Below are 22,325 nucleotides of genomic sequence, written 5' to 3' on the forward strand. Positions count from 1 at the left end.
TTAACTGCCAAATCAGAGCTGCGGTTCTTCCGCAAGCAGTCCGCGCACGAAATCGAACATGCCGTGGCGGCGGTCGCGGCGCACACGTTCGGCCTTGACTATCGCTTCTACGGCCTCGAAGGCCGCCTGCAGGTCGTCGTTGAGGATGACGTAGTCGTAATCGCGCCAGTGCTCGATCTCGGCGCGGGAATTGAGAAGCCGGGTCTGGATCACCGCTTCGGTGTCCTCGGCGCGGCGGTGCAGGCGCGATTGCAGCTCGGTCATGGTTGGCGGCAGGATGAAGATCGACACGACGTCGGCCTTCATCTTGTCCTGAAGCTGTTCGGCGCCCTGCCAGTCGATGTCGAACAGCATGTCGCGTCCGGCCGCCATCGCCACTTCCACCGGCTCGCGCGGCGTGCCGTAAAAATTGCCGTGAACCTCGGCCCATTCCAGAAGCTCATCGCTGTCACGCAGGCGCTCGAAGTCGCGCTTGGAGATGAAGTGGTAGTGGATGCCTTCAATCTCGCTCTGGCGGCGCGGGCGCGTCGTCACGCTGACGGACAGGCTGATGTTCTTGTCCTTGTCGAGCAGGTTGCGCGCTATCGTGGATTTACCAGCGCCCGATGGCGATGAAATCACCAGCATCAGCCCTCTGCGGGCAATCGTAACAGGGGAATTGTTCACCGGAACCATGGGTCTACTCCAGATTTTGGACCTGCTCGCGGAACTGGTCGATAACCACTTTCAGCTCTATGCCTGCTGCGGTTACCGCACTGGCGTTCGATTTGGAACAGATTGTATTCGACTCGCGGTTAAATTCCTGTGCAAGAAAATCGAGCTTGCGGCCAACTGGCCCGCCATGAGCCAAAAGTTCGCGCGATGCCTGGACATGTGCGTGTAGCCGGTCGACCTCTTCGCGCAGATCCGCCTTGGTAGCGATCAATGCGGCCTCGGCGTGCAGACGGTCGCGATCGAGCCCGTGCATGCCATCGCCAATAAGGGCAATCTGCTGGGCAAGCCTTGCAGCGATCTGTTCCGGCTGGCGGGAAGGATCGTTTTCGATGAGGTTCACGAGTTGCTCGATCCTGTCGATCTGCCCGGACAGGATGGCAAACAGGGACGCCCCTTCCCGCTCGCGCATGTCCTTCAGCTTCTCGACGGCGGCGGCAAAGCCCGCAAGCACGTCGGCGTTGCGCGCGGCCTGCGCCTCGGCATCATCTTCCGCCTCGCGAAAATCGACGAGCCCGCGCAGCGACAGTAGCGTATCGAAGCTCAGCGGCTTGTCGTCGACGACGTCGCCCAGTTCTTTCTTGAGAGCGAGAACTGCGGCAAGAGCATCGCGGTTGATCACCGCCTCCAGCCGGTTTTCCGCAATCGCCAGCGTCAATCCCGCCTGAATATTGCCGCGGGAAAGATGCTGTGCCGCGATTTCCCGCAGGCCCGTTTCCAGCGCTTCCAGACCGTTTGGCAGGCGCAGGCGCACATCAAGCCCCTTGCCGTTCACCGAGCGCAATTCCCACGCCCAGCGGTAACGGCCGGAGGTTCCTTCGCTGCGCGCGAACCCGGTCATCGATTGCAATGTCATATTCAGAAAGCCCCCATCATGCCGTGCAAAAAACCGGGCCTTGTGATGACAAGGCCCGGTCAGAACTATCAGTTATTGGCCGGTTTTTCCGCCTCGGTGCCGCCGGGCTGACCATCCACGACAACATCGGGATTGGCGCCGGAAGCCGCTTTTTCGGCCTCGATCTTGCGCCAGCGGCGCACATTGGCGTTATGTTCGTCCAGCGTCTTTGCAAACACATGGCCGCCGGTGCCATCGGCAACAAAGTAGATGTCATCGGTGCGCCACGGGTTGGCAACCGCCTCGAGTGCGGCCCGGCCCGGATTGGCGATGGGAGACGGTGGCAGGCCTTTGATGACATAGGTGTTAAACGGCGTCTGCTTTTGCAGGTCCGACTGGTAGATCGGACGGTCGGACGGTTTGCCGTCGCCGCCGAAGAGACCGTAGATGATCGTCGGGTCGGATTGCAGGCGCATGCCCTTCTTCAGCCGGTTGTAGAACACCGAAGCGACATGGGCGCGCTCGTCGTCCTTGCCGGTTTCCTTCTCCACGATCGAGGCGAGCGTCACGAATTCCTCGACCGTCTTGATCGGCAGGTCGGGGTCACGACGTTCCCAGATCATGTCGATCAGCTTCTCCTGCGCCGCACTCATCTGGTTGATGATTTCCTCACGCTTCGTACCACGGGTAAAGCGATAGGTATCGGGGCGAAGGCTGCCTTCCGGCGGCAGGGTGGCGGGCAATTCGCCATCCAGCACCTCGTCGGCGGCAAGCCGCGCGAACATCTGCTTGACGGTCAGACCTTCCGGCAACGATACGGAATAAAGGATCGATTTGCCCGACTCCAAGAGCATCATGATATCCTTCATCGATGCGCCGGCCTTGATTTCGTATTCGCCCGCCTTCAGCGTCTGGTCCTTCTGCAGGTAGCTGCCCGTCATCAGGCGGAAGACACGGGCATTGGATACGACGTCATTGCGCTCGAGATTATTGGCGATCTCGATGAGGCCTGCGCCGTTGCGCACCGTGAAATGTGTGTTCGTCTGAAGCGGACCGGGCTCCTGGAACGCATTGATCATGTAATAGAAGGCTGCGACAGCAAGCACACAGACGGCAACCGCAAGCGTCATCAGAAAATTCAGGAAGATCACCAGCTGGCCATGGGCCTTGCGGGAGCGCTTCGGTGGAGCCGGCACTTTTTCCGGCCGAAGCGCTTCGGTCGGGGATTTCGGGATGATCGGGCCGCGATTGCCCTCACCCGCGCCGTCTCGTCCGTATGGTCCCTGGCTGTTCTGGTTCGTGTCGCTCACCGTCGGTCCTTTTCAGTTCGGCGTTGTCAGCGCTTTTTGCGCAGGTAATGCGGCAAAAACAGGTTCGGAATGCCTTCCTGCACCACATAGAGACATCGTGAAGACCTCATTGTCCTCCTTCACGAATCGTCGTTTCCGGCAAAGCCGGTCAAGGAAAGCCATCTGCGGCGGGAAATTCACCCGCAGCAGGAAATCATTCCGAAACCGGCAAACCGTCTTCCGTAAACGACTACAATATCGGCGCGAAAATCGAAATGGCTTTCGCGAGCCGCAATGCGTTCTTCAAAGAAGAGCGCTCTCAGGCACCCGGCGGGAGGGAGCCGCACCGCTTTAGGCGGTTTGCGGCGCCGGGTTTTCGTCGTGATTTATGCTTCGTAGCGACGCAGTACGAGGGAGGCGTTGGTGCCGCCAAACCCGAAGGAGTTCGACAAGGCGACGTTGACCTGCCTCTTGCGCGCCTTGTGCGGCACCAGATCGATCTTCGTCTCCACGTCGGGATTGTCGAGGTTCAGCGTCGGCGGAACGATGTTGTCGCGGATCGCAAGCGTGGCGAAAATCGCCTCGATAGCGCCAGCTGCTCCGAGAAGATGGCCGGTGGCCGACTTTGTGGAAGACATGGAAATCTTCGACGCCGCGTCACCAACCAGCCGCTCGACCGCGCCAAGCTCGATCGTATCGGCCATGGTGGAGGTGCCGTGGGCGTTGATGTAGTCGATATCGTCAGGCGTGAGGCCGGCGCGCTTCAGCGCCATCGCCATGCAGCGGTACGCGCCATCGCCATCTTCCGACGGTGCGGTGATGTGATAGGCATCACCGGAAAGGCCGTAACCGACGACTTCGGCATAAATCTTTGCGCCGCGCGCCTTGGCATGTTCCAGCTCTTCCAGAACGACGATGCCGGCACCTTCGCCCATGACGAAACCGTCACGGTCGCGGTCATAGGGACGCGATGCCTTCTGCGGATCGTCGTTATGCTGGGTGGAAAGCGCCTTGCAGGCGGCAAAGCCGGCAAGCGCGATGCGGCAGACCGGCGATTCGGCACCACCTGCGACCATGACCTCAGCATCGCCGAACGCAATCATCCGGGCAGCATCGCCGATGGCATGCGCACCGGTCGAGCAAGCCGTCACTACGGCGTGGTTCGGACCGCGCAGCTTGTGACGGATTGAGACGTGGCCGGAAACCAGGTTGATCAGACGGCCGGGAATGAAAAATGGAGAAATGCGGCGGGGGCCCTTGTCGCGCAGCGTATAACCCGCCTCGACAATACCTTCCAGACCGCCGATGCCGGAACCGATCAGAACGCCCGTGGCGATCTGGTCCTCGTCCGTTTCGGGATGCCAGCCGGCGTCCGCAAGCGCCATGTCGGCGGCGGCCACACCGTAAAGGATGAACGGATCGATCTTGCGCTGCTCTTTGAGTTCCATCCAGTCGTCGGCATTGAACGTGCCGTTAGAGCCATCGCCGACGGGAATGCGACAGGCAATCTTTGCGGGCAAGTCTTCGACTTCGAACTCAGTCACGAGACGGGCACCGTTCTGGCCGGCAAGCAGCCGTTCCCAGGTGATTTCCGTTCCGCATCCAAGAGGAGATACCATGCCGGTACCGGTGATAACGACACGCCTCATCGCCAACGCTCCGCCCTTATCCAAATCATCGGTCTTTTTGCAACGCCACACACCATGGAATGGCGGGAACAGGCGCTGCACCATTTTGAATGTCCGCATAATCTTCCGCAGGCCGGAGCCGGTTCGGAAACTTATGCATTCGTCAGGACGCACGTCTTTCGGGCGCGTTCTGTTTCACGATAAAATATTGGCCCGGACAAGCCGGGCCAAGACGGGAGGTTGTTACTCCTCCCCAATACAGGTCGATCAGGCCTGGGCCTTCTCGATGAACTTGACAGCGTCGCCAACAGTCAGGATCGAGTCAGCTGCGTCGTCTGGGATCTCGACGCCGAATTCTTCTTCGAAAGCCATGACCAGTTCAACGGTATCGAGCGAATCAGCGCCCAGATCGTCAATGAAGCTTGCGCCTTCAACAACTTTGTCGGCGTCGACGCCCAGATGATCAATTACAATTTTCTTTACGCGTTCTGCGATATCGCTCATGTCGGTTTCCTCGACCTTTATTTTGAAGGGAATGCCTTACGGCACCCTGCCCTGTTAGAAGCCCTCATGCGCCGTTCAAATCCGGCACTGCTGGCAAACCCGTTCAACCCGGTCCAAGCTAGACATCGTCGCGCAAAATCGCAACGGCTTCCTGTCTCTCCGGGACGACTGTTCACAGTCTTGGCCCGATTAACACGGTTTCAACCGGTCGAAAAGCCTGAAAACGCGCTAAGCACAACGTATGACAGGCAATTTCGCCGGAAACCGGCATGGAGGGTCTTGCGGCGCCCGACACCAAACAAGGTGCAGAAACAGCGCCGCAATCGTTTCAAGACGCCTTTCAGGTGGCGTCAGATCATCGCCATGCCGCCATTGACGTGCAAGGTCTGGCCGGTCATGTAGGCAGCTTCATTGGAAGCCAGATAAAGTACGGCCGAAGCGACTTCGGCGCCCGTTCCCATGCGCTTCATGGGAATGGCACCCATGATGGCGTCTTTCTGCTTGTCGTTCAGCTTGCCGGTCATCGCGCTTTCGATGAAGCCGGGCGCCACGCAGTTGACGGTGACGTTGCGGGTGGCGATTTCCTGTGCCAGCGACTTCGAAAAACCGATCATGCCGGCCTTGGAGGCGCAATAGTTCGCCTGACCGGGATTGCCGGTGACGCCGACGATGGAGGTGATGTTGATGATGCGGCCGAAACGGCGGCGCATCATCGGATGCGTCAGTTCACGCGTCAAGCGGAACATCGCGGTCAGGTTCACCTCGATGACGTTGTCCCAGTCCTCGTCGCTCATGCGCACGAACAGGCCGTCCTTGGTAATCCCGGCATTGTTGACGAGAATGTCCACGCCTTCCAGCTCGGCCTCGGCCTTTTCGCCCAGCGCCTTGACCTCGGCACGATCGGCAAGGTTGGCCGGGAAAATCTTGACGCGGTCGCCAAGTTCCGCCGCCAGGGCTTCGAGCTTTTCAACGCGCGTGCCGTGCAGGCCGACGGTTGCGCCCTGGCTGTGCAGAAGGCGGGCGATTTCCTCGCCAATGCCGCCGGTCGCGCCGGTTACGAGAGCCTTGCGGCCTGTCAGATCAAACATGTTCCGTTCCTTCTTTAGAGCAATTCCGCAAAAGCCTTTTAGCGGAATTGCATCGGGAATTACCGTAAAACAAAAAGCCGATGCGGGGCGAAGCCCGTCTCAACCGATAAGAGTGGCGAGAAGCTGGTCGATATCGGCAGCGCCGTTGACGGCAACGCCGTTCACCGTCTTGTCGATGCGACGGGCAAGACCCGTCAGCACCTTGCCCGAGCCGATCTCGTAAAGCTGCGTCACATTGTTGGCGGCGAACCATTCCACCGTCTCGCGCCAGCGCACCTGGCCCGTCACCTGCTCGACCAGCAAAGCGGCGATCTCATTGGCGTCGGAAACGGGGGCGGCGCGCACATTGGCGATAACAGGCACGACCGGATTATTCTTTTCGACAGCCGCCAGCGCCTCGCGCATGGCTTCCGCCGCCGGCGCCATCAGCGCGGAATGGAAGGGCGCGGAAACAGGCAGCATGATGGCGCGCTTGGCGCCCTTTTCGGAAGCGATCGCAGCCGCCTTCTCGACAGCCGCCTTGCCGCCGGAAATGACCAGCTGGCCGCCGCCATTGTCGTTGGCAATCTGGCAGACGCCGAGAATGGAAGCCTCTTCACAGATTGCCGAAACAGCATCGTGCTCCAGCCCGATGATCGCTGCCATCGCGCCCTCGCCCACCGGCACGGCAGCCTGCATGGCATTGCCGCGGATGCGGAGAAGCCGTGCGGTATCGGCAATCGAGAAGGTGCCGGCAGCACAGAGCGCGGAATATTCACCGAGCGAATGGCCAGCGACATAAGAGACGGCGTCGGAGAGCTTCAGGCCCCGCGCTTCCAGAACCCGCATGACCGCCATGGACACCGCCATGAGCGCCGGCTGGGCGTTGGCTGTCAGCGTCAGCGTTTCTTCCGGGCCATTCCACATGATGTCGGAAAGCTTCTGGCCGAGCGCGTCATCGACCTCCTGGAACACAGCCCGTGCTTCCGGATAGGTATCGGCGAGTTCCTTGCCCATGCCGATGGCCTGGCTTCCCTGACCGGGAAATGTGAATGCAATACCCATGGGATGTGGTCCTTCTTGTCTGGCCTTGCCTTTATTCTTTTCGACTTCCATTCACATTCCGGCCTGCGGAGTCAAGGCTTGAAGCCCTTCGGCACCCCATCGACGCGGTTTTGCCGATCTATTTTCCCCTTTCTTTTCATCATATTTTTTCTTGCACTGCGGCAATTCCCCATTACTTTCATGCCACCTTTCAAAATATCTGGCCAAGCACCGGGACATTTCCATGAAACAGAGACTATTGGGCCGCACGGGCATTTCCGTGTCCGAAATTTGCCTTGGCACAATGACGTGGGGCACGCAGAACACTGAAGCCGAAGCGCATGCGCAGATGGATTACGCGCTGGAGAACGGCGTCAATTTCTTCGATACGGCCGAGCTTTACCCCACCACCCCCGTTTCCGCCGAAACGCAGGGACGGACGGAAGACTATATCGGCACATGGTTCGAAAAGACCGGCAAGCGCGACCAGGTCGTGCTCGCCACCAAGGTCGCCGGTTCCGGGCGTGACTATATTCGCGGCGGGCGCGATATCGATGCGAGCGCCATCCGCGAGGCAGTAGATACCAGCCTCACGCGCCTGAAGACGGATTACATCGACCTCTATCAGATCCACTGGCCGAACCGCGGCACCTATCACTTCCGCGGCGCCTGGACCTTTGATGCTTCCGGTCAGGAAAAGGAGCGCACGCTTGCCGAGATCACCGAAAAGCTCGACACGCTCGGCGAGCTGGTAAAGGCCGGCAAGATCCGCGCTATCGGCCTTTCCAACGAAAGCGCATGGGGTACGCAGAAATACATCGATATTGCCGAGGCCCGTGGCCTGCCGCGCGTCGCAACCATCCAGAACGAATATAACCTGCTCTATCGCAGCTTCGATCTCGACATGGCGGAAGTCGCGCATCACGAAGATGTCGGCCTGCTGGCCTACTCGCCGCTGGCGGCGGGGCTGCTCACCGGCAAGTATCAGAACGGCGCACGCCCTGCGGGCTCGCGCGGCACCATCAACAAGGACCTCGGCGGTCGCCTGCAGCCGCATCAGGAAGCGCCGGTCAAGGCCTATCTGGAGCTAGCCGCACAACACGGCATCGATCCGGCACAGCTCGCCATCGCGTTCTGCCTGACACGCCCCTTCATGGCCTCCGCCATCATCGGCGCAACGACCATGGAGCAGCTGAAGGTGGATATCGCAGCAGCCGATGTGGCGCTATCGGAAGAGGTGCTGAAGGGTATTGCGGCGATCCATCGGCAATATCCGATGCCGATCTGACGACAGCGCAGCGCGCTTTTTCGCCTCCGGTCCTTGCATTCCGGGCAAAAATGGGTATAAGCGCGCTGTTCACAACACCCGGTCCAATTGGCTGGTGGCTGAACGGAGGGCTGGTTTCGGTAACGAAACAGCAGGAACCATAAGGTTTTTCCGGCCTCCCGTGTCTCCGCTCTCGACCGTCTCGAACAACGCTTTTCTTGCTTTAAGGCTTCGCAGCCTAACCAGGAGCAGTCGTTGAGGCTTAGCGCCGTTGCCGGGTGAAGGACGAAACGCAAGAAAGGCAAAGCTTAAATGGCTCTTTACGAACACATCTTCCTTGCCCGGCAGGATATTTCTGCCCAGCAGGTCGACGCACTTGTCGAGCAGTACAAGGGCGTTATCGAATCGTTCGGCGGTAAAGTCGGACGCGTCGAGAACTGGGGTCTGAAGTCCCTCACCTACCGCATCAAGAAGAACCGCAAGGCTCACTACGCTCTCATGGACATCGACGCTCCGGCGCCTGCGATCCACGAAATCGAGCGCCAGATGCGCATCAACGAAGACGTTCTTCGCTACATGACCATCGCCGTCGAAGCCCACGAAGAAGGCCCGTCCGCGATGATGCAGAAGCGCGACCGTGACGACCGTCCGCGCCGCGATGGCGACCGTCCGGATCGTGGCCCGCGTGAAGATCGTGGTCCCCGCGCACCGCGCGAAGGTGGCTTCGGCGACCGCGAAGACCGTCCGCGCCGTCCGCGCGAAGACCGTGCATAAGGAGAATTGACCAATGGCTGATACATCCTCTTCCCAGGCACGCCGCCCGTTCCACCGCCGTCGCAAGACGTGCCCCTTCTCCGGCGCAAACGCTCCGAAGATCGACTACAAGGACGTTCGTCTCCTGCAGCGCTACATTTCCGAGCGCGGCAAGATCGTTCCTTCCCGCATCACGGCCGTTTCCCAGAAGAAGCAGCGCGAACTCGCCCAGGCGATCAAGCGCGCCCGTTTCCTCGGCCTGCTGCCTTACGTCGTAGCGTAATGATTTGAAACGAGGCCGCGCTTTGGCGCGGCCTCGTCTTCCACGATGCAACTGACTTTTAATCAGTAGGTTGCGAGTTCAAATCCTTCCGCGTTGGGCGCGGATCGATACCATAAAACCCATGTTGGGGACGACGATCCTGATTGGACCGGTCCTCTAACTGCTCAAGTTTCCAGCAGGACAGCGAAGTGCAAAAGTTGAACCAGACAGTGCTGATCACCGGCGTTCTCGCCGGCATATGCGCCGCGTTTCTAACGCTTGGCGCAACGGCACAGTCGTCCTTTTCCTTCCTGCTTTACGCCGGTTCCGCCATGCCCATCTTCATCGCCGGCATGGGCTGGGGCAATCGCGCAGCCGTCGTTGCGATCATCACCACGGCTATCATCGGCGCGCTCGTCATATCGCCGCTTTTCTCGCTGACCATTGCGATCTTCACGCTGATCCCGGCGGGCTGGCTTTCGCATCTTGCCAATCTGGCGCGCCCGGCCTCGGAACTCGGCGGCCCGGATGACCTGCTTGCCTGGTATCCGCTGTCCGGCATCGTCCTGCATCTCTGCCTTCTGGTTTCGGTTGCCGTCGTCATTCTCGGCTGGATGATCGGTTACGGTCCCGATCTCGTCGCGCGCATGGTCGATCTGATGATGACCTCCGTGCAGAGCCGCGAACCGCTGTTCGAACCCAATGTCGAGGCACTGGCGCAGACGAAGTCGCTGCTGGTTCTGATGCTGCCGATCGTTCAGGGCGGCCTGTGGGTCATCCTTTTGTTTGCTGCCTATTATTTCGCGGCCCGGCTGGTCGGTTCCTTCGGCAAGGGTCTTCGCCCACGCGAGGACATTCCTTCCGCACTGCGCATGCACCGCAACGCCATCTTCGTTTTTCTCTGTGGCATCGTCGCCATGTTCTTCGGGGGCGTCGCCGCGATGGTCGGCGCAGTCGTCTGCGGCACCTTCGGTGCGGGCTTCCTGATGGCGGGTTACGCCTCGCTGCACAAACGCGCGCGTGGAAAGGACTGGCGTCTGCCGGTTCTCATCCTCGCCTATCTCTCGGCGGTCTTTGTCTTCCCGCTGCTTATCATTCTCGTTTTGGGATTGAGCGACGTGCGCAGCACGATCTCCCTCACCCCAACGCGGAAAACTGACAATACGAACGAAACCAACACATAGAAAGGATCAAGAAGATGGACGTTATTCTTCTCGAACGCATCAACAAGCTCGGCCAGATGGGCGAAACCGTAAAGGTTCGCGACGGTTACGCACGTAACTTCCTGCTGCCGCAGGGCAAGGCGCTGCGCGCCAACGCCGCCAACAAGACCCGTTTCGAAACCGAGCGCGCAACGCTTGAAGCCCGTAACCTGGAGCGCAAGTCGGAAGCCCAGAAGGTTGCCGAAGCACTCGAAGGCAAGTCCTTCATCGTCGTTCGCTCGGCTGGCGAAACCGGTCAGCTTTACGGTTCTGTTGCTGCTCGCGACGTCGTTGAAATCCTCGGCGCCGAAGGCTTCAACATCGGCCGCAACCAGGTTGAACTGAACACGCCGATCAAGACCATCGGCCTGCACAACGTTACCCTGCACCTGCACGCCGAAGTCGAGCTTCAGGTCGAGCTGAACGTTGCCCGTTCTGCCGAAGAAGCCGAGCGTCAGTCCAAGGGCGAAAGCCTCACCTCCGCCGACGCCATCTACGGCGTTGACGAAGACGCCCTGCGTCCGGAAGACTTCTTCGATCCGGAAGCTGACGGCAACGACGACGACGAATAAGATTTGGCCTTGTGGTCATAAGGAAAACCCCGGATGGCGACATCCGGGGTTTTTTTGGTTTTGTGACTGGAGTGTGCGGAGAGGTTACCCCCCCCTCTGCCCTGCCGGGCATCTCCCCCACAAGGAGGGAGATCAGCAGGGCGATCCCACATCGCTAATAGCCGCAACGTTGAGGTTGTCGAGCGCAAGCCACAATTCGATCTCCACCCTTGTGGGGGAGATGTCCGGGAGGACAGAGGGGGCGCCTCTCGGCATACTCCAATAGCCAGACTACCTCGCCGCCGTCTCCGCCCCCTCAGGCGCCACGCTCTTGTCCACATGCACGACCACCGACATGCCCGGCGACAGATCCGCTGCCAGCGGCTGATCGGCGTCGATTGCGATACGCACGCCGAGACGCTGGGCGATCTTCACGAAATTGCCGGTGGCATTGTCGGGCTTGATGACAGCGAATTCCGATCCCGTTGCGGGCGAGAACCGCTCGACGCGGCCGTTGAGCTTGCGGCGATGCAGGGCATCCACCGAGATCGTCACCGGCTGGCCGACCTGCATGCCCGCGAGCTGGGTTTCCTTGAAATTGGCGATGACCCAGACATCATGCGGCACAACCGCCATCAACTGCGTTCCGGCCGTCACATACTGACCGGTGCGCACGCCGATTTCGCCGAGCCTGCCGTCCACCGGCGCGTGAATTTCGGTATTGTCGAGATCGATCCTGGCGAGTTCGACCGCAGCCTCGGCATTGGCGACAGCGGCCTGCAGGGAACTGCGGTTAACGATGATCGTCTGCAAATCCTGCCGCGAGACCTCAAGTGCCGCTTTCGCCTGCGAGAGCGATGCCCTCGCCTTTTCAAGCGCAGCATGCGCCTCTTCCTGCAGGCTGGAGGTGCCGGCACCGCTTTTGATGAGGTTGTCCTGACGGTCTGATGCCAGTTGCGCCTGTTTCAGAGATGCCTGCGCGCTATCGACAGCCGCCTCGCTGGAACGGATATTGGCGTTGGCGGCGTTTTCCTGCTGGCGGGAATTGTCCAATGCCGCCTTTTGCGTATCCAGCGCGGCTCCCGCCTGCGCCTGCTTCTGGCGGTAGATGCGGTCGTCTATCTTCGCCAGCAACGTGCCCTGTTTGACCTCCTGATAGTCCTTCACCGGCACATCCACGACATAACCGCTCACCTGCGGGCTCATCGTCGTCACGTAACCACGCACGAAGGCGTTGTCGGTCATTTCGACGGTGGAAAGGAATGGCGGCAGGCGCCATGCATAGAGCACCAGCGCGACGCCGGCGAGGCCACCGAGCAGAACGAGAATGGAAACGGGGGTAAAAATCTTCTTCAGCATATTATCACTCTTGGAGGTTCAAGACTGTGGCGCCGGCGCGGCATCGACATTGTCCCGGAAAAAGCGGGGACGGATGCGCAGCCATGCAAGGTGGAGCAAAAGCGCCATGAGCGCCAGCGCCGCAACGGTGGAAATCAACAGGAACGTATCGTTATAGGCGAGCACATAGGCTTCCTTGGTAACCTGCTGGCCAAGGAGGGAAAGCCCCTCGGCCTTCAGCAGCGCCGGATCGGTGATGACGTGGCTGTAGGCGCCGGAAAGTTGCGACACGCGCTGGGCGACCAATGGGTTGGTGAGCAGGATATTTTCCACCAGAATATTGGAATGGAATTTTTCGCGCAGCGTCACGAAACTGCCGAGCAGCCCGGTCATCAACATCGATCCGGTGATCTGGGTGAACAGGAAGATGGTGATGAAATTCACCAGATAGGGCGCTCCGCGCGCAAGTGCGGCAGCGAACCCCTTTGCCATAACGGGCGGCAGGAACATGGCCGCACCGAAGGCGATCATCATCTGGCTCAGATACATCTGCGCTGGCCGCGTCAGATTGTTGGACTGGCTGTCCAGAAAAGCGCCGGCCGCAATCAGGGTAAGCGCAATCACATGAGCGGTATCGACATATTTCGTCAGCATCAGCCAAGCACAGGCCGCACCGCCGAGAACCGTCGCCAAAAGCACCAGAGCATAAAGCGTGATCGTCTGGTCGTTCAAAAGGCCAAGCTGCTGGTAGAAACTCACCGCCGTCGAGGATTGCTCGGAGGAAACTGCACGGTAGATGAGAAGGACCGCTATGACATGCAGGTTGGTTTTCGAAAAAATCCAGCGCAGGTCAAGCAGCGGGTTCTTGCGCGGCAACTCGATGACGACCATCAGCGTGAGAAGCGTGATCGACGTGGCCAGAAGCACGCCCAGCCACCATGTTTCGAACCACCAGTAAAACCGGCCAAGCGTGAGCATGACCGCAAGACAGCCAAGGCCACCCGCAAACAGAAGGTAGCTCAGAATATCCGTGCGCTCGATGACTTTCGCCCGCGGCGGCGGCGTGACTTTCAACAGGTAGATCAAGGCGAGCGAGATCAGCGCGAAGCCCATTTCCATCGTGTAGAGGGCATTCCAGCCGCCGATTTGCAGCAAGGAAGGCGAGACGATGCGCGCGAGCGGTGCAGACAGCAAGGTTCCGGTGAGCGCGATGCTGAAGCCCAGCGAGAATTTCCGTGCCGGCGGAAAGGCCTCCAGAATGTAGAGAAAGCCGAGCGAAGAAAGAGGTGCCGCCGCCATGCCGCTGAGGAAGCGGATGACGATCGCCGAATGCAAATCTGTCACGAACAGGTTGAGGCATGAGGCGACGACGAAGACGATGATCGAAAGTTCGGCAAAGGGCCGCAGGCCATATTGCGTTCGCACCTTGAACAGCGCGATGGAAAACGTGGCATAGGGGGCCATATAGGCGGCGGAAAGCCAGGCGACCTCGGCCACCGTGGCGGAAAATTCGCCCTGCAACTGGTATAGATTGGCCATGACGAGGTTCATGCCCAATCCTTGGGTGATGAAGAACGCCAGGCCCGCGAAGATGAAACACAGCCGCAGCCACACTGGCCGCTCCACCGGTTGCGGCGCGGCGGCCGCAGCAGCAGATTCCGGCGCGCCCGCCGGCTTTACCGTCACGTCGGCATTTTCAGAGGCGGTCTCATCTGCCGTTTGCGGCACCACGGTACTCACGATTGCGCCCTCCCGCTTGCCAGATTTTGCAGATTGGCCGAAAGCCTGCGCATGACATCCAGCGCCATCGCCAGATCCTGCGAGGAAACATCGGCGGCGATTTCAGAACGGAGCGATTTTGCCACCGCCTGCACCGTTTCGGAGGTTTTCTCGCCCTCCTCCGTCATGTGGATGCGTTTGGCACGGCGGTCGGTTTCGTCGGAGCGGCGCTCGATGAGGTTCTGTTTCTCCATGCCGTCAAGCACGCGCACCAGCGTCGGCGTTTCGATTTCCATTTCCTCGGCAAGCTCCGTCTGGGTCAGCGGCCCACGTCGCGACAGCGCGAAAAGCGCACGCGCACGCGCCAGAGTCAGGCCGCTTTCCCCTACCCGCGCGTCAAAAAATGCGCGCAGCTTGCGGGTGAAGGCGGACACCTCGTCCAGAAGCTGTTCCTTGTCGGTTTCGCGGGACATGTCAGCAAGCCTTATAATTAGCACACTACTTATTTTCTGCCTATTTATTTGGAAGCCTGCCGATTTTCAAGTTTCTTTCACGTCGGGTCTGCCATGCGATAAACTCATGGCAGCGAATCACGTTGCCGGGAATTTCCCGCACCTTGTCCCCACCCGCCTGTGGATTGCTGGGGACAACTGAAGATGTGATCCAGCTTCGCAGACAGGACGTCAGGCTGCCATAGAGTGTTGCAACAATATCATTGACTGCCATGGCCAAGGAAGCCAAACCCGAAGTGTAGTGGCAAGGCAAAGGGAGATCGTGCAAACCATGAACGACGCTGTGAGAAAGATCACCCCCGCGCAACCGGCGGAACCGCATTACCGCGAGGCGCCGAACAATATCGAGGCCGAACAGGCGCTGCTGGGCGCCATCCTCGTTAACAACGACGCCTATTACCGCGTGTCGGACTTCTTGAAGCCCGTGCATCTTTACGAACCGCTGCACCGCAAGATTTTCGAAGTGGCGGGCGACATCATCCGCATGGGCAAGACCGCAAATCCGGTAACCATCAAGACCTTCCTGCCCGCAGACGATAAGGTCGGCGACCTGACGGTGGCGCAATATCTGGCGCGTCTGGCGGCAGAAGCCGTTTCGATCATCAATGCGGAAGATTACGGCCGGGCGATTTACGATCTGGCGCTGCGCCGCGCGCTGATCCAGATCGGCGAGGATGTCGTCAACATCGCCTATGATGCGCCGCTGGACATGCCGCCGCAGGCGCAGATCGAAGACACCGAGCGCCGCCTGTTCGAACTGGCGGAAACCGGCCGCTACGATGGCGGCTTCCAGTCGTTCAACGATGCGGTGGCGCTGGCGATCGACATGGCGGGCGCCGCCTTCGAGCGTGACGGCAATCTTTCCGGCATTTCCACCGGCATCCACTCGCTCGACGCCCGCATGGGCGGCCTGCAGCGTTCCGACCTTATCGTACTTGCCGGTCGTCCGGGTATGGGCAAGACCTCGCTTGCCACCAACATCGCCTATAACATCGCCGCGACCTACGATCAGGAAGTACAGCCTGATGGTTCGTTCAAGGCGAAAAACGGCGGCGTCGTCGGCTTCTACTCGCTCGAAATGTCGTCCGAACAGCTGGCAACCCGTATCATTTCAGAGCAGACGGAAGTGTCTTCCTCGAAAATCCGCCGCGGTGACATTACCGAGGCCGATTTCGAGAAGCTCGTCGCCTGCTCCCAGATGATGCAGAAGGTGCCGCTTTACATCGACCAGACCGGTGGTATCTCCATCGCCCAGCTTTCCGCCCGTGCACGTCGACTGAAGCGCCAGCGTGGTCTTGACGTCCTGGTGGTCGACTATATTCAGCTGATGACCGGCGCCGGCAAAAGCGGTGAGAACCGCGTGCAGGAAATCACCCAGATCACCACGGGCCTTAAGGCGCTCGGCAAGGAACTCAATGTTCCCATCATCGCGCTTTCACAGCTCTCCCGTGCGGTGGAAAGCCGTGAAGACAAGCGCCCGCAGCTTTCCGACCTGCGTGAATCGGGCTCGATCGAGCAGGACGCCGACGTGGTGCTGTTCGTGTTCCGTGAAGAGTATTACGTCAAGAACATGGAGCCGCGCGATATTTCCGATCCGAAATATGCCGAGTGGGAGGCCCTGTTCGACAAGGTGAAAGGCACCGCGGACGTCATCATCGCCAAGCAGCGTCACGGACCCACCGGCACGGTGAAACTCGCCTTCCAGTCCGAATTCACCCGCTTCGCGGATCTGGCCGACCCGAGCTTCAGCCAGTACGAAGAGCATTGATCTAAACCGAGGGCGGAACCGGGTCAGCGTTTCGCCCTGCCTGCTCTAAATCGAAACTGAGGAATCTTTTCAGAACTTTGGCGGGATTGCCTCACAATCCGATTCCGCGCAAAAGCGCCACGGTGACGACGCCGAGCGTTGCGGCTGGGAGCAGGCTGAGGCGGAGTGCCGCGACTGCCGTCACCGCGCAGGCGATTGTTTCCGCCATTCCGCTTGAGAATGCCGTTGGCGTCACCACAGCCATCAAGACCGCAGGCGGAACCACGCCGAGCGCTTTTTTCAGACGCGGCGTCAGGGTGAAATGGTTGACCAGCAGCAGACCCCCAAGACGCGTAGCGACGGTGGCCGCCATCATGGCGAGGATCGCCAGCAGGGTGTTCGTATCAAGCGTCATGCAGGCTGCTCCGCCTCGTCCTCGCAGCCGAAGGCTGCGACGGAAAGCCCCGCAAGCGCACCGGCGGCTATGTACCAGGCGCCTGGGACCAGCGCGTGCGTGACAAAGGCGGCGGCAGCGCTTGCCAGCAGCACCAGGCCCGTTTCCCTGCCCTTCCAGAACCCCATCAGCAGCACGATGAACACGGCCGGAAAAGCGAAGTCCAGACCGATGACCGTCATGTCGCCCATCACCGAGCCTAAAAGCGCGCCCGTGAGCGTGGCGATGTTCCAGACGAGGTAGATTGGCAGCGCAGCGCCGGTGAAAAATGCGGCCGTCAGCCTGCCGGCAACTGCCCTGAATTCCGATAGCGCCCAGGATTCGTCCGTCAGCACCAGCATGGCCGCATATTTTCGCCAGCCGGTAAAATCATCGAGCTTGCCAGCGATGGAAGCGCTCATCAGCACATGGCGAAGATTGACCAGCAGCGCGGCAAAACCGAGCGCGCTCCAGCTTGCCGGATGGGTCCACAGATCCAGGGCGACGAATTGCGAGCCACCTGCAAAGACGAGAATCGACATCAGCGAGGCTTCCAGCGGCGACAATCCCTTGCCGACCGCGACTGCACCGAACACGGCGCCGATCGGCACCATGGCGACCAGCAGGGGTGCCGCAGCTCTCAGGCCTGCGCCAAGCTCTGCACGTTTTTCCAGCACGGACATTGCATTCTCCTTTTCAGAGACATGCGATTACGCCTGCAAGTTTTTCCAGTCTTGAATGAAAGTGACGTTGCGCTTCGGAATGGCCACCAAAATCACGCCGTCCGGAATTGTCCCGGCGTGACGCCGGTGCGCGCCTTGAAATGCCGCGTAAAATGCGCCTGATCGGCAAAACCGCACAGCGCAGCCACCTCGGCCGGCATTTCGCCGGAACGCAGAAGACGGCGCGCGCGCCTTATGCGCACATCCGTCAGATAGGCATGCGGGGTGATGTGGAACTCCTTACGGAAGGCCCGGATGAGATGGGCGCGGCTGAGACCAGCGATGGACGCCAATTCCTCAAGGCCGATATCGGTCTCGTAATTATCGGAGAGATAGTCGCGGGCGGTATGGACCGCCGTCTTCGCGCGGGTTTCAACGGCCAGGATAATGGCGCTGCCATGCCTGCCGAACAGTGCCGTCAGAACCGAGAACATGCCCTCGTCTGCCTCAAGAGCGCCGGACTTGGCCTCCAGCCTGCGATGCGCTATCTGAAAAGCAGCGGCCATCTGCGGATCACGCGGCAGAAACTTTGGAAAGGACGGCATTCCGTGGAAAGCCCTGCCCGTCACATCCTCGATAATATCACGCAGCAGCGCTGCGTCGGGATAGATCATCCGATAACGATAACCGCCGCCACCCGGCGCACCATCGTGAATCTCGTCCGGATTGATGAGATAGAGATGCCCCGGCCCGGTCTGTTCCCTGGTGCCCTGAATGGTGGAAATCTGCGAGCCGCTTTCGATCGCGCCGATCGAGAAGGTATCATGCGCGTGCGGCGAATATTCATGTGTCAGGAACGTCGCGCTCAGACATTCCATGCCGCCAAAACGCGGGTCGCGCCAGAAACGCGTCGTTTCCGCCGCTGCAACCGGCATGACGTCTATGGCCTGTTCCTGCGAAACATTGTGCATAGAACGACTTTAAACCAATCGGTCATTACCGTCTTGAACAAAAGTGCTAGGGTCCGAACCGGTTCCAAATCAACCGGACGCATGGCATGACAGACGACTTCGAAGACACATTTTCCGAACACGAAACCGACGCTTTCGAACATGCGCCGCTGAGGCTGACCGTCGATCTCGGCGCGCTTGCCGACAATTGGCGCGACATGAAAAAGCGGTCCGGCAAGGCGCGGACGGCGGCTGTCGTGAAAGCAGATGCCTACGGGCTCGGTATCGAGGATTGCGGCGCGACGCTCTACCATGCCGGCGCACGCGACTTCTTCGTGGCAACGGTGTCCGAAGGTGCGACCTTGCGATCCTATGCACCGGAAGCGCGCATCTTCGTGCTGTCAGGCATCTGGCAGGGCCAGGAGCGTCAGGTCTTCGACAATGATCTCGTGCCGGTTCTGGCCTCGGAGGAACAGCTCTCCTTCTGGATGGCGACAGTTGCCGAACGCGGCGAACACCCCTGCGCGCTGCATGTGGATACCGGCTTCAACCGGCTTGGCCTGCCGCTGGACGACGCGCTGTTTCTGGCAGACGACGTGACCCGGCCTGCGAGTTTCGATCCGGTTCTGGTGCTCTCCCACCTCGCCTGCGCCGACACGCCGTCTTCGCCCATGAATAAGGTCCAGCTCGAATCATTCCGCAAGGTTAGCGCCGCTTTCGAAGGAATCGAATCAAGCCTTTCCGCCTCTGCCGGGATCTTTCTGGGACCGGATTATCATTTCGATCTCACCCGCCCCGGCATTGCCCTTTACGGCGGCGAGGCAATCAACGATGTGGCAAACCCGATGCGGCCCGTCGCAAGGGCCGAAGCGCGGATCATCCAGATTCGCGAGGCCGGCGAAGGCCAGACAGTCAGCTATGGCGGCACCTATTTGCTGAAACGGGCGAGCCGCCTTGCCATCGCTTCCGTTGGTTACGCGGACGGATACCAGCGGTCGCTTTCCGGTTCCGGCATTCCATTGCGCGAAATGGGCCATGGCGGTGCTTACGGCGTAGTCAACGGCCACAAGGCGCCGGTCGCCGGTCGTGTAACCATGGATCTCACTATTTTCGATATCACGGACATACCGGCAAACGCTGTCCGCACCGGCGATTATATCGAGCTTTTCGGCCCGAAAGTGCCGCTCGATGAGGTGGCGCGCGCCGCCGGCACCATCGGTTACGAAATGCTGACGGGGCTTGGTTTGCGCTACGAGCGGCAATATCTGATGGCTGACGACTGAACCACGTCTGTCTTTAGCTCTTGGAAAGCGGAAGCGACCTGTGCTAAAAGAGAACAAAAGGAGATCGAAATGCCCGAAATCCATTTGAGCGAGCAGGACGAAAATTTCATCGGAGAGCAGGTGGCTGAGGGTGTCTATAGCGACGCTGAAGCAGGCCGGGTTCACCGCTATGCCTCACAAGACGTCTTCCTGAGCGATATCAAACGCGTTTCCGTGCAGCAAAAAACGGGGACCGGTCATTAAAATCCGGACCCCAATCTGGACCACGCGGGCAAGGCGCGATCTTGCCGAAGACCATGGGCCGGGCTTCGAAGTATTGCCTATCGTGAGCGCGTCATCTTCTTTCGTGTTGACGAGGCCGATCTAACCGTTCTGCGCTTGCTGCACGGCCACCAGGACAATTCCGCCAAAGATTTCAAACAAGAAGAAAACTGACATAGATGGCCAAAGCCAAGACCCAATTCGTGTGCCAGAACTGCGGCACGGTTCATACCCGCTGGGCGGGAAAATGCGAAGGCTGCGGCGAATGGAATACCATCGTCGAAGAAGACCCAATGGGCGGTATCGGCTCCGGCCCCGGCAAGACGCCGAAAAAAGGCCGGGCGGTCGCGCTCACGGCGCTTTCGGGCGAGATCGAGGAGGCGCCGCGCATTCCGACCGGCATCAGCGAACTGGACCGGGCAACCGGTGGCGGTTTCGTGCGCGGTTCGGCGGTGTTGATCGGCGGCGATCCCGGCATCGGCAAATCGACCCTGCTGATGCAGGCGGCAGCTGCCCTTTCGCGGCGCGGACATCGCGTCATCTATGTTTCTGGCGAAGAAGCGGTAGCGCAGGTGCGTCTGCGCGCCCAGCGGCTGGGTGCGGCGGAAACCGACGTGCTGCTGGCGGCAGAAACCAATGTCGAGGATATTCTGGCGACGATTTCCGAGGGCAAACGCCCCGATCTCGTCATCATCGATTCCATCCAGACGCTATGGAGTGACACAGCCGATTCCGCTCCCGGCACGGTAACGCAGGTGCGCACCGGCGTGCAGGCAATGATCCGTTACGCCAAGCAGACGGGCGCGACCATGGTGCTGGTGGGCCATGTGACCAAGGAAGGCCAGATCGCCGGTCCGCGCGTGGTGGAGCACATGGTCGACGCCGTGCTTTATTTCGAAGGCGACCGCGGCCACCATTACCGCATTCTGCGCACCGTCAAGAACCGCTTCGGGCCGACGGACGAGATCGGCGTGTTTGAAATGTCCGACCGCGGATTGCGCGAGGTCTCCAACCCGTCCGAACTGTTCCTTGGCGAGCGCAACGAGAAATCTCCCGGTGCCGCGGTCTTTGCCGGCATGGAGGGCACCCGTCCCATTCTGGTCGAGGTGCAGGCGCTGGTCGCGGCCACCTCGCTCGGCACGCCGCGCCGCGCCGTGGTCGGCTGGGACAGTTCGCGGCTCGCCATGATCCTTGCCGTGCTGGAAGCCCATTGCGGCGTGAAGCTCGGTCAGCACGACGTTTATCTGAACGTCGCCGGCGGATACCGCATTTCCGAACCGGCTGCGGATATGGCGATAGCTTCTGCGCTGGTTTCCTCGCTTGCCGGTCTTGCCCTGCCCGCCGATTGCGTCTATTTCGGCGAGATCAGCCTGTCGGGCGCGGTACGGCCCGTCTCGCATACGGGCCAGCGTTTGAAAGAAGCTGAAAAACTCGGTTTCTCCGCCGCACTTCTGCCGTCTGCTTCGGCTGAATTGCCGAAAGCGGGCAAGGGGCGCTGGACGGAAATAGAAAGCCTGCCGGACCTCGTGGCGCGCATCGCCGGTTCCGGCAACCGGTTCAAACAGGTTGAGGACGACTAAGATTGATCCTTTCGCCAAGGGAAACAGTGGTGTAAGAGGATCGCACAATTGGCAAGGCAGCGCCTGACAGGGCGTCGCACCTCCGGAGTTGGTATATGCCCATTACAATTTTCGACGGCATCGTCATCGCCGTTGTTCTTTTCTCCGCCATTCTCGCGATGGTGCGCGGTTTTTCCCGCGAGATTCTGTCCATCGCGAGCTGGGCCGGTTCGGTCGCCGCCGCCTATTATCTTTTCCCGATCCTGCTGCCCTATGCACGCAACTATACCGATGACGACAAGATCGCCATCGCCGGTTCGGCAGGCGTCGTCTTCCTCATCTCCCTCGTCGTCATTTCCTTCATCACCTCGCGCATTGCCGATTTCATCATCGACAGCCGCATCGGTGCGCTGGATCGCACGCTGGGTTTCCTGTTCGGCGCAGCGCGCGGCATTCTCTTGCTGGTCGTCGCGGTTGCCTTCTGGAACTGGCTGGTGGATGTGAAGACGCAGCCGCAATGGGTAACCCAGGCCAAGTCCAAGCCTTTCCTCGACGGGCTGGTGGGCAAGCTGGAAGCGGTTCTGCCTGACGATATAGAGCCGCAGATCCGCGCCCGTATCCTCGGAAAACCGCAGGAACCGGCAGCCGCGCAGACGCCTGCGGAAGATGTACCGGCGACAAATCCGCCGGCAACGAATAATTGACACAGTGTCGCGCCTTGCAATGCATGCAAGGCGCGCTATTTGTG

General features: G+C 60.1%; 24 protein-coding genes. 10 read left to right on the top strand and 14 right to left on the bottom strand.

The features are described from left to right. Positions 1-12: 12 nt before the first annotated feature. From gmk to fabD, 7 genes are all read right to left on the bottom strand, one after another. Entirely contained in the window at positions 13-675 is a 663-nt protein-coding gene (gene gmk / locus J5276_RS09290; protein WP_003512388.1) for a guanylate kinase, read from the bottom strand. Positions 676-679: 4 nt separating this feature from the next. Further along, entirely contained in the window at positions 680-1,567 is an 888-nt protein-coding gene (locus J5276_RS09295; RefSeq protein ID WP_065688184.1) for a YicC/YloC family endoribonuclease, read from the bottom strand. A 68-nt stretch (positions 1,568-1,635) separates the two neighbouring features. Further along, positions 1,636-2,856 carry an endolytic transglycosylase MltG gene (gene mltG / locus J5276_RS09300; protein WP_003512383.1) on the bottom strand — a complete coding sequence of 407 codons (1,221 nt, stop codon included), beginning with the start codon at positions 2,854-2,856 and terminating at the stop codon, positions 1,636-1,638. Positions 2,857-3,221: 365 nt separating this feature from the next. Further along, positions 3,222-4,484 (bottom strand): beta-ketoacyl-ACP synthase II, encoded by a 1,263-nt coding sequence (fabF, locus tag J5276_RS09305; protein ID WP_065661575.1) that lies wholly within the window; start codon positions 4,482-4,484, stop codon positions 3,222-3,224. A gap of 246 nt (positions 4,485-4,730) precedes the next feature. After that, on the bottom strand, positions 4,731-4,967 hold the full coding sequence (locus tag J5276_RS09310; RefSeq protein WP_003502080.1) for an acyl carrier protein: 237 nt from the start codon (positions 4,965-4,967) through the stop codon (positions 4,731-4,733). A gap of 350 nt (positions 4,968-5,317) precedes the next feature. Further along, positions 5,318-6,055: a 3-oxoacyl-[acyl-carrier-protein] reductase gene (fabG, locus tag J5276_RS09315; protein ID WP_003512379.1), complete on the bottom strand. Its 738-nt coding sequence runs from the start codon at positions 6,053-6,055 to the stop codon at positions 5,318-5,320. Between the two features lie 99 nt (positions 6,056-6,154). Beyond that, the gene (gene fabD / locus J5276_RS09320; protein ID WP_111783178.1) at positions 6,155-7,099 is read right to left on the bottom strand and encodes an ACP S-malonyltransferase; all 945 of its coding nucleotides are present in this window, start codon (positions 7,097-7,099) and stop codon (positions 6,155-6,157) included. Positions 7,100-7,322: 223 nt separating this feature from the next. Between fabD and J5276_RS09325 the strand changes: the two genes are divergently transcribed. The 5 genes from J5276_RS09325 to rplI all read left to right on the top strand — a co-directional run bounded on the left by J5276_RS09325 (position 7,323) and on the right by rplI (position 11,134). Next, positions 7,323-8,366: an aldo/keto reductase gene (locus J5276_RS09325; RefSeq protein ID WP_112154965.1), complete on the top strand. Its 1,044-nt coding sequence runs from the start codon at positions 7,323-7,325 to the stop codon at positions 8,364-8,366. A gap of 291 nt (positions 8,367-8,657) precedes the next feature. Next, positions 8,658-9,119 (top strand): 30S ribosomal protein S6, encoded by a 462-nt coding sequence (gene rpsF / locus J5276_RS09330; protein WP_003512373.1) that lies wholly within the window; start codon positions 8,658-8,660, stop codon positions 9,117-9,119. 13 nt (positions 9,120-9,132) lie between these two features. After that, entirely contained in the window at positions 9,133-9,381 is a 249-nt protein-coding gene (gene rpsR / locus J5276_RS09335; protein WP_003496832.1) for a 30S ribosomal protein S18, read from the top strand. A 188-nt stretch (positions 9,382-9,569) separates the two neighbouring features. Further along, entirely contained in the window at positions 9,570-10,544 is a 975-nt protein-coding gene (locus tag J5276_RS09340; RefSeq protein ID WP_025592960.1) for a hypothetical protein, read from the top strand. Between the two features lie 14 nt (positions 10,545-10,558). Next, positions 10,559-11,134, top strand: a complete 576-nt coding sequence (gene rplI, locus J5276_RS09345) for a 50S ribosomal protein L9 (protein ID WP_003512362.1) — start codon at positions 10,559-10,561, stop codon at positions 11,132-11,134. 270 nt (positions 11,135-11,404) lie between these two features. Here rplI and J5276_RS09350 read toward each other — a convergent pair whose 3' ends face one another. Genes J5276_RS09350 through J5276_RS09365 form a run of 4 tightly spaced genes read right to left on the bottom strand, consistent with a single transcriptional unit; the run spans position 11,405 to position 14,896 of the window. Next, positions 11,405-12,472: an HlyD family secretion protein gene (locus J5276_RS09350; protein WP_003512361.1), complete on the bottom strand. Its 1,068-nt coding sequence runs from the start codon at positions 12,470-12,472 to the stop codon at positions 11,405-11,407. Positions 12,473-12,490: 18 nt separating this feature from the next. Beyond that, entirely contained in the window at positions 12,491-14,191 is a 1,701-nt protein-coding gene (locus tag J5276_RS09355; protein WP_162632957.1) for an MFS transporter, read from the bottom strand. Further along, positions 14,188-14,643 (bottom strand): MarR family winged helix-turn-helix transcriptional regulator, encoded by a 456-nt coding sequence (locus J5276_RS09360; protein ID WP_003512359.1) that lies wholly within the window; start codon positions 14,641-14,643, stop codon positions 14,188-14,190. The genes J5276_RS09355 and J5276_RS09360 overlap by 4 nt, the downstream gene beginning before the upstream one ends. Before the next feature lie 40 nt (positions 14,644-14,683). Next, positions 14,684-14,896, bottom strand: coding sequence for a hypothetical protein (locus J5276_RS09365; protein WP_127966030.1), 213 nt, complete (start codon positions 14,894-14,896; stop codon positions 14,684-14,686). Between the two features lie 57 nt (positions 14,897-14,953). Between J5276_RS09365 and J5276_RS09370 the strand changes: the two genes are divergently transcribed. Continuing rightward, the gene (locus J5276_RS09370) at positions 14,954-16,450 is read left to right on the top strand and encodes a replicative DNA helicase (protein WP_003512358.1); all 1,497 of its coding nucleotides are present in this window, start codon (positions 14,954-14,956) and stop codon (positions 16,448-16,450) included. A 91-nt stretch (positions 16,451-16,541) separates the two neighbouring features. Here the strand turns inward: J5276_RS09370 and J5276_RS09375 are convergent, their stop codons facing one another. The 3 genes from J5276_RS09375 to J5276_RS09385 all read right to left on the bottom strand — a co-directional run bounded on the left by J5276_RS09375 (position 16,542) and on the right by J5276_RS09385 (position 18,495). Then, positions 16,542-16,844, bottom strand: coding sequence for an AzlD family protein (locus tag J5276_RS09375; RefSeq protein WP_003512357.1), 303 nt, complete (start codon positions 16,842-16,844; stop codon positions 16,542-16,544). Further along, complete coding sequence (locus J5276_RS09380; protein ID WP_112154966.1) at positions 16,841-17,545, bottom strand: AzlC family ABC transporter permease; 705 nt, start codon at positions 17,543-17,545, stop codon at positions 16,841-16,843. The genes J5276_RS09375 and J5276_RS09380 overlap by 4 nt, the downstream gene beginning before the upstream one ends. 92 nt (positions 17,546-17,637) lie before the next feature. After that, complete coding sequence (locus J5276_RS09385; protein ID WP_162632956.1) at positions 17,638-18,495, bottom strand: AraC family transcriptional regulator; 858 nt, start codon at positions 18,493-18,495, stop codon at positions 17,638-17,640. Positions 18,496-18,581: 86 nt separating this feature from the next. Between J5276_RS09385 and alr the strand changes: the two genes are divergently transcribed. The 4 genes from alr to J5276_RS09405 all read left to right on the top strand — a co-directional run bounded on the left by alr (position 18,582) and on the right by J5276_RS09405 (position 22,281). Then, positions 18,582-19,757: an alanine racemase gene (gene alr, locus J5276_RS09390; protein ID WP_112154967.1), complete on the top strand. Its 1,176-nt coding sequence runs from the start codon at positions 18,582-18,584 to the stop codon at positions 19,755-19,757. Positions 19,758-19,826: 69 nt separating this feature from the next. Continuing rightward, entirely contained in the window at positions 19,827-20,000 is a 174-nt protein-coding gene (locus J5276_RS09395) for a hypothetical protein (RefSeq protein ID WP_174005625.1), read from the top strand. Between the two features lie 197 nt (positions 20,001-20,197). Next, on the top strand, positions 20,198-21,598 hold the full coding sequence (gene radA / locus J5276_RS09400; RefSeq protein WP_003512347.1) for a DNA repair protein RadA: 1,401 nt from the start codon (positions 20,198-20,200) through the stop codon (positions 21,596-21,598). Between the two features lie 95 nt (positions 21,599-21,693). Continuing rightward, positions 21,694-22,281, top strand: coding sequence for a CvpA family protein (locus J5276_RS09405; protein WP_003512345.1), 588 nt, complete (start codon positions 21,694-21,696; stop codon positions 22,279-22,281). Positions 22,282-22,325 lie beyond the last annotated feature (44 nt).

This window comes from Agrobacterium sp. S7/73, from assembly GCF_019355535.1.
In the GTDB taxonomy this organism is placed as follows: Bacteria; Pseudomonadota; Alphaproteobacteria; order Rhizobiales; family Rhizobiaceae; genus Agrobacterium; species Agrobacterium tumefaciens.

Coding starts and splice junctions, on each gene's coding strand:
- J5276_RS09380 (WP_112154966.1), bottom strand. CDS start 17,545: ATGTCCGTGCTGGAAAAACGTGCAGAGCTTGGCGCAGGCCTGAGAGCT.
- alr (WP_112154967.1), top strand. CDS start 18,582: ATGACAGACGACTTCGAAGACACATTTTCCGAACACGAAACCGACGCT.
- rplI (WP_003512362.1), top strand. CDS start 10,559: ATGGACGTTATTCTTCTCGAACGCATCAACAAGCTCGGCCAGATGGGC.
- J5276_RS09395 (WP_174005625.1), top strand. CDS start 19,827: ATGCCCGAAATCCATTTGAGCGAGCAGGACGAAAATTTCATCGGAGAG.
- J5276_RS09310 (WP_003502080.1), bottom strand. CDS start 4,967: ATGAGCGATATCGCAGAACGCGTAAAGAAAATTGTAATTGATCATCTG.
- rpsF (WP_003512373.1), top strand. CDS start 8,658: ATGGCTCTTTACGAACACATCTTCCTTGCCCGGCAGGATATTTCTGCC.
- rpsR (WP_003496832.1), top strand. CDS start 9,133: ATGGCTGATACATCCTCTTCCCAGGCACGCCGCCCGTTCCACCGCCGT.
- J5276_RS09405 (WP_003512345.1), top strand. CDS start 21,694: ATGCCCATTACAATTTTCGACGGCATCGTCATCGCCGTTGTTCTTTTC.
- gmk (WP_003512388.1), bottom strand. CDS start 675: ATGGTTCCGGTGAACAATTCCCCTGTTACGATTGCCCGCAGAGGGCTG.
- fabD (WP_111783178.1), bottom strand. CDS start 7,099: ATGGGTATTGCATTCACATTTCCCGGTCAGGGAAGCCAGGCCATCGGC.
- fabF (WP_065661575.1), bottom strand. CDS start 4,484: ATGAGGCGTGTCGTTATCACCGGTACCGGCATGGTATCTCCTCTTGGA.
- J5276_RS09295 (WP_065688184.1), bottom strand. CDS start 1,567: ATGACATTGCAATCGATGACCGGGTTCGCGCGCAGCGAAGGAACCTCC.
- fabG (WP_003512379.1), bottom strand. CDS start 6,055: ATGTTTGATCTGACAGGCCGCAAGGCTCTCGTAACCGGCGCGACCGGC.
- radA (WP_003512347.1), top strand. CDS start 20,198: ATGGCCAAAGCCAAGACCCAATTCGTGTGCCAGAACTGCGGCACGGTT.
- J5276_RS09385 (WP_162632956.1), bottom strand. CDS start 18,495: ATGCACAATGTTTCGCAGGAACAGGCCATAGACGTCATGCCGGTTGCA.
- J5276_RS09325 (WP_112154965.1), top strand. CDS start 7,323: ATGAAACAGAGACTATTGGGCCGCACGGGCATTTCCGTGTCCGAAATT.
- J5276_RS09370 (WP_003512358.1), top strand. CDS start 14,954: ATGAACGACGCTGTGAGAAAGATCACCCCCGCGCAACCGGCGGAACCG.
- J5276_RS09360 (WP_003512359.1), bottom strand. CDS start 14,643: ATGTCCCGCGAAACCGACAAGGAACAGCTTCTGGACGAGGTGTCCGCC.
- J5276_RS09350 (WP_003512361.1), bottom strand. CDS start 12,472: ATGCTGAAGAAGATTTTTACCCCCGTTTCCATTCTCGTTCTGCTCGGT.
- J5276_RS09365 (WP_127966030.1), bottom strand. CDS start 14,896: ATGGCAGTCAATGATATTGTTGCAACACTCTATGGCAGCCTGACGTCC.
- J5276_RS09375 (WP_003512357.1), bottom strand. CDS start 16,844: ATGACGCTTGATACGAACACCCTGCTGGCGATCCTCGCCATGATGGCG.